Below are 455 nucleotides of genomic sequence, written 5' to 3'. Positions count from 1 at the left end.
TGGTCGTTTTAGTTATCAAGAATTTTTAAAAACTATCGAAGATTCCCAAGGCACAGTAAATCAAACGTTTAAAGATTCTGAAAGTGGCTCCGAAAGATTTAAAGTAGCAATGAATAAATTAAAATTAGTAGGTGCTGATGTATGGACTTCTATTGAAAGTGCGTTTGCACCAGTAATGGAAGAATTAATCAAAAAGCTATCTATAGCGGTTGATTGGTTTTCCAATTTAAGTGATGGTTCTAAAAGATCAATTGTTATTTTCGGTGGTATTGCTGCTGCAATTGGTCCTGTAGTTTTTGGATTAGGCGCATTTATAAGTACAATTGGCAATGCAGTAACTGTATTAGCCCCACTATTAGCTGGTATTGCAAAGGCTGATGGATTAATTAGTTTTTTATCGACTAAAGTACCTATATTAGGAACTGTCTTCACGGCTTTAACTGGTCCAGTTGGCA

1 protein-coding gene is annotated in these 455 nt (G+C 35.2%); it reads left to right on the top strand.

The window, feature by feature from the left end; all coding sequences use genetic code 11:
- The coding region (locus RAD15_RS43790) for a hypothetical protein (RefSeq protein ID WP_458184859.1) at positions 1–455 on the top strand (455 nt) is incomplete at both ends.

The sequence above is a fragment of the Bradyrhizobium sp. 14AA genome, from assembly GCF_054185205.1.
Note: the sequence above shows the minus strand (reverse complement) of the source record. Positions and strands in the feature narration are given on the sequence as shown.